A 5,455-nucleotide genomic window follows, 5' to 3' on the forward strand; every position below is an offset into this window, starting at 1 on the left:
GAGCCTCCGGGCGCTCCCGCCCGCGCGCCCACGGACCGGTCGGCGCCCCTGGGAGATACCCGCGTTCGCGGGATGGTTCCTGCTGGCGCTCCTGCGTGGCGGCGTCGACGTGGCCCGCCGGGCACTGGATCCCCGGATGCCCATCTCGCCGCACACCCTGCGCCTGCCGATCCGGTCCCGGACCCCGGCCGGACGCCGACTGGCGCTGTGGATGATCAACCTCATGCCCGGGACCCTGGTCGTCAACGAGGACGAGGACTGGGTGGCACTGCACGTGCTCGCCGAGGACATCGACGCGCAGCAGGCGTGGACCGGGCTCGAGCGTCGCCTGGGTCGCATCATCGGGACCTGATCAGGGCCGACCGGGCCGGGTGAACGGGTCGGCGGATCTGGCCGTCGGATCCGGCCGGGTGGCCGCCGCCGCCGGGGTAACGTGACACGTGTCACTTTCTCCCCGGTTGTTCGATCCTGCCGAAGGGCACGCATGACCCACGTAGAGCCCGCCCTGCCGCTCATGCCCGAGCTCGCCTGCTACGGCCTGGCCGGGCACAGCCCGTCACCGGCCGATCTCATCGTCGAAGCCGCGCGCGCGGAGGAACTGGGACTCGGGTCGATCCTGCTGTCCGAGCGGTTCGCCCTCAAGGACGCGGCCGTCATGGCGGGGGCGGCGGTCGCGGCGACCAGCCGGATCGGCGTGGGAACCGCCGCGACCAACCACAACACCCGGCACCCGCTGGTCACGGCCACAATGGCCACCACGCTGCACCGGATGTCCGGCGGCCGGTACGCGTTCGGACTGGGGCGCGGCATCCCGCTGCTGTTCGACATCATGGGCCTGCCGCACGTCACGTCCGCGCAGCTCGAGGACGCGGTGGGCATCTACCGCACGCTGTGGCGGGGCGGGTCGGTGGCGGGACACGACGGTCCGGCGGGGAGCTATCCCTACCTCGTCCAGGACCCCTCGTTCGACGAGGACATCCCGGTGCTGCTCATGGCCATGGGCGATAACTCGCTCCGACTCGCCGGACGGATCGCCGACGGCGTGGTCCTGCACACCTTCATGTCCGACACCGCCGTCGCCAGATCCGTCCGGCTGGTCCGCGAGGCCGCCGAACGGGCCGGCCGCGATCCGGCGCAGGTCCGGATCTGGTCGGTGATGGCCACCATCGAGGACTCTCTCGACGAGACCGCGCGGCTGCGCAAGCTCGTTGGCCGCCTGGCCACCTACCTCACCGGGTACGGCGACGTGCTGGTCCGGGTGAACGGCTGGGACCCGGCGGGCCTGGAGCGGTTCCGCGCCGACGAAAGCCTGTCCGCCCACTCCGGTGCGCTCGACGCGACCGACGACCTCGACATCCTGCGCCACGCCCGTGACGTGCTGCCCGACGAGTGGCTCGCCTGCGCGGCGGTCGGCAGCGCCGAGCACTGCGCCGACCGCATCGAGGGTCAACTCGCGCTCGGCGCGGACTCCGTGGTCCTGCACGGCGCGACCCCCGACGAGCTCGCCCCGGTCCTGACCTCCTGGCGCCGCCGGCGGGATCCACGACGGTTCGACCATCTCCAGCCCAACCCCGGACGTCTCCACCTGCGGAAGGACCCCCAGACATGACCAGCGTCGACTCGAGCGCCTCCGTGGTCTGTACACCGGAGGAGGTGACCGCGGGGTGGCTCACCGAGGCACTCGGCACCGAGGTCCGGTCGGCACGGACCGAGGCCGTGGGGACCGGCCAGATCGGCTGCTGCGTGGTCGCCCACGTGGACGGTGACGGGCTCCCGCCGACGCTGTTCGTCAAACTCCCGAACCCCGACGAGGGGATGCGGCCGCTACTGCACGGCGTCTACCGGAGCGAGGTGCTGTTCTACCGCGACCTGGCGCCGACCGTGGCCGTGCGGGTTCCACGGGCGCGGTTTGCCGCCCTCGGGGAGCGGGAGGGCGAGTTCACGCTCGTTCTGGACGACGTCGCGCCGCTGGTCCAGGGCGACCAGTTGGCTGGCCTGACGATCGACGACGCCCGCGACTGCGCGGTCAACCTGGCCGGGTTGCACGGCCCGCGCTGGTGCGATCCGGCGCTGCGCGGCATCGACGGCCTCTCCTGCCCCTCGGCAGAGGACAACGTCACCCTGCAGGAACTCGGCGGGCCGGCACTGGAGGCCTTCCTCTCCGAGTTGGGAAACCGGCTCGACGACAACGAGCAGCGGACTCTGTCCGAGATCGCGCCGCTGATCGCGGACTGGGCCAATGGGCGGACCGATCGCTTCGCCCTGCTGCACGCCGACTATCGCGCCGACAACATGCTGATCGACCCCTCCGGGGACCGGCCGTCCCTGGCCTGCGACTGGCAGACCCTCACCGTGGGGCTGCCCGGGCGCGACCTCGGCGGATTCCTCGGCTCCAGCCTGGACGTCGCCGACCGCCGGGCCGCCGAACGCGGAATCGTGGCCGACTACCATCGCGCGCTCCTCGGCCACGGGGTGACCGACTACTCGCTCGAGACCTGCTGGGACGACTACGTCTACGGGCTGCTGCAGACCCCCGTGCTCGGGATCTTCGGCTGGATGTACGGCACCCGGACCCCGCGCGGGGACGAGATGTTCGCCCTGCTCATGCGGCGGGCCTGTCGCGCGATCGCCGACCACCACGCCCTCGCCGTGGTCCGCGGCGGCTGACAATGCCCCCCGGGCGGGTCGCCGGCGCACGAGGAGGGCCCGACCCCGCTCGTCGCGGGATCGGGCCCTTCGTCTCAACCGTGCTCGGCTGAACCGTGCTCGTCTACGGAGTGGTCACTCCTGGCGACGGTGGTTGCCGCGCGGGCCGGACTCGACGCCGGCCTTGACTGCCTCGCACAGCCCCTGGTCGACGGCCGCCCAGTAGGCGTACACGCGCTCGAGGAGCTCGGTCTCCGAGGGGTCGATCTTGCTGACGTGACCGGCGATGTTGGACGCCAGACGCTCGCGGGCGGCGTCGTCGAGGACCTCCCGGTACAGCGTCGTGGCCTGGGCCTGGTCGGTGTCGTCGGAGTGCGGCGACACGTCCCCGCGGTAGATCTCCGAGCCCTTGGTGTCCCAGTCACCGAAGTCGAACGCCTGGGCCGGGTCCGCGGCCGGGCCGTCGAGGGTGTTGGGGGCGTACTCGGCCTGCGCCGGGTGCGGGAACTCGTACTGCATGGAGCCCTCCTTGGAGTAGGAGTTCACCGGCGAGAGCGGTCGGTTGACCGGTACCTGCTGGTAGTTGGCGCCGATACGGTAGCGCTGGATGTCCGGGTACGCGAAGACGCGGCCGAGGAGCATCTTGTCGGGCGAGAAGCCGATGCCCTTGACGATGTTGGTCGGCGCGAACGCGGCCTGCTCGATCTGGGCGTGGTGGTTCTGCGGGTTCCGGTTCAGCGTCATGGTGCCGACCTTGCGCAGCGGGTAGTCCTTCTGCGACCAGACCTTGGTGAGGTCGAACGGGTTGAAGCGGTAGCTCTCCGCCTCGTCGACCGGCATCACCTGGACGTGCAGGTCCCACGAGGGGAACTCGCCCTTGCCGATGGACTCGTACAGGTCCTGGCGGTGGTAGTCGGCGTTCTCACCGGCGAGCTTGTCGGCCTCGTCCTGGGTGAGGAAGTCGATGCCCTGGTTGGTCTTGAAGTGGAACTTGACCCAGTGGCGCACGCCGGAGGCGTTGATGAACTGGTAGGTGTGCGAGCCGAACCCGTCCATGTTGCGCCAGGTGGCCGGGATGCCGCGATCACCCATGAGCCAGGTGACCTGGTGGGTCGACTCTGGGCTCAGGGTCCAGAAGTCCCACTGCATGGCGTGGTTGCGCAGGCCGGAGGCGTTCTTGCGGCGCTGCGAGTGGATGAAGTCGGGGAACTTGAGGGCGTCCCGGACAAAGAAGACCGGCGTGTTGTTGCCGACCATGTCGTAGTTGCCCTCGTCGGTGTAGAACTTCAGGGCGAAGCCGCGCGGGTCGCGCCAGGTGTCCGGGCTGCCCTTCTCACCGGCGACGGTGGAGAAGCGGGCGAGCATCGGGGTCGTGACGCCCTGCTGGAACAGACCGGCGCAGGTGATGTCCGAGACGTCCTCGGTGGTGACGAACTCACCGAAGGCGCCCGAGCCCTTGGCGTGGGGCAGCCGCTCCGGGACGTTCTCGCGGTTGAAGTGGGCGAGCTTCTCGATCAGGTAGAAGTCGTGGATCGGCTGCGGGCCCAGCTCGCCCAACCGGGCGCTGAACTCGTCGCTCGGTACCGGCTGGCCACTGTCGGTGGTGGTGGCGGACTTGGGCTGGAAGTCGCGTACGCCGCGGTCGGCGGGATGCGTGGTCACGTCTGGTGCTCCTCGATGTGGATGGGTGATGGGAGTGATCGGGCGATGTGGTCTGGGTCTCAGTCTTAACCGAGCCGGGCACGGCCCGCCTGGCATTCGGGACATGTGCCCCAGTAGTTGACCTCGGCCTCGTCGATCTGGAAGCCGTGATCGTGGTCCGCCTGCAGGCAGGGCGCGTGCCCCACCGCGCATTCGACATCCTCGATCCGGCCGCACTGCCGGCACACGAGGTGGTGGTGATTGTCCCCTGTGCGTCGTTCGTACCGGGCCGGCGAACCGGCCGGTTCGATGCGCCGCATGAGACCGACGTCGGTGCACACGCGCAGGGCGTCGTAGACGGTCTGCGTGGACACCGCGCCCAGCCGTTCCCGGACCAGTCCCGCGACGTCCTCCGCCGCGATATGGGGACGACTGTCGACGACGGCGAGGACCGCCAGCCGGGGAGAGGTGACCCTCAGCCCGGCCGTCCGGAGCAGCGCTCCCGGGTCCTGCATCTCCGTCGTCATGGGCACCACCCTAGCCCACTTTCTGGAACTGGTCCAGAAAACGAGTGGTTCCGCTTTGGTAACGGTGCCGCGCGCGCGGCGACAGCTCTCCCTGCCGCCCCCGTGCCCGCCGACTAGGCTGATCCGTGACGCCGAACCCGCAGGAGGACGCCATGACGGAGACCGCCACCGGACCGGTCGTATGCGGTTACGACGGTTCGCGAGACGCCCGCCGGGCCGTGGCCTGGGCCGCCATCTGGGCGCGCGACCATGACAAGAGCCTCGAGGTGATCTCCGCCGACCGCGCCGTGGGCCGCGTGGTGGCCTTCGACGAGACCGCCCGGGCCAATGTCGAGGGAGCCATGCGGGATCAGCTCACCGACCTCGTCGGACAGGTCCCGGCGACCTACCGCGTGGTCGCAGACAGCCCGGTGGGCGCGCTCGTCGAGGCCACCGGAGACGCCTCGGCGATCGTCGTGGGCAGCCGCGGACTCACCGCTCGCGAGGACTTCGCCATGGGATCCACCTCGGCCGGGGTGGTCGAACACGCGAGGTGCCCCGTCCTCGTGATCACCCCGCGCACGCCGGATGGCCCCGGCAACGGCCCGGTGGTGCTGGCGGCCGACGGATCCGAGGCCGGGGACCCCGCCGCGGCGTTCGCG

The 5,455-nt window shown here is 70.6% G+C and carries 6 protein-coding genes; 4 read left to right on the forward strand and 2 right to left on the reverse strand.

Annotation, left to right across the window (positions count from 1 at the left end; all coding sequences use genetic code 11):
• The 3 genes from G6027_RS10890 to G6027_RS10900 all read left to right on the forward strand — a co-directional run.
• Positions 1–352 (forward strand): Na+/H+ antiporter subunit E (locus G6027_RS10890; RefSeq protein WP_182637198.1); only part of this gene is annotated, 352 nt, incomplete at its 5' end.
• Positions 353–484: 132 nt separating this feature from the next.
• Positions 485–1,609: a TIGR03857 family LLM class F420-dependent oxidoreductase gene (locus tag G6027_RS10895; RefSeq protein WP_182637199.1), complete on the forward strand. Its 1,125-nt coding sequence runs from the start codon at positions 485–487 to the stop codon at positions 1,607–1,609.
• Positions 1,606–2,667: a phosphotransferase gene (locus tag G6027_RS10900; protein ID WP_182637200.1), complete on the forward strand. Its 1,062-nt coding sequence runs from the start codon at positions 1,606–1,608 to the stop codon at positions 2,665–2,667. Before G6027_RS10895 ends, G6027_RS10900 begins: the two co-directional genes overlap by 4 nt.
• A gap of 114 nt (positions 2,668–2,781) precedes the next feature.
• Here the strand turns inward: G6027_RS10900 and G6027_RS10905 are convergent, their stop codons facing one another.
• A complete protein-coding gene (locus G6027_RS10905; RefSeq protein ID WP_182637201.1) occupies positions 2,782–4,308 on the reverse strand; it encodes a catalase in 1,527 nt (508 codons plus the stop codon).
• A gap of 65 nt (positions 4,309–4,373) precedes the next feature.
• Positions 4,374–4,814, reverse strand: a complete 441-nt coding sequence (locus G6027_RS10910; protein WP_182637202.1) for a Fur family transcriptional regulator — start codon at positions 4,812–4,814, stop codon at positions 4,374–4,376.
• A gap of 152 nt (positions 4,815–4,966) precedes the next feature.
• Between G6027_RS10910 and G6027_RS10915 the strand changes: the two genes are divergently transcribed.
• A partial coding sequence (locus G6027_RS10915; protein ID WP_182637203.1) for a universal stress protein occupies positions 4,967–5,455 on the forward strand: 489 nt, incomplete at its 3' end.

It is taken from the genome of Dietzia sp. SLG310A2-38A2 (assembly GCF_014145095.1).
Taxonomy (GTDB): Bacteria; Actinomycetota; Actinomycetes; order Mycobacteriales; family Mycobacteriaceae; genus Dietzia.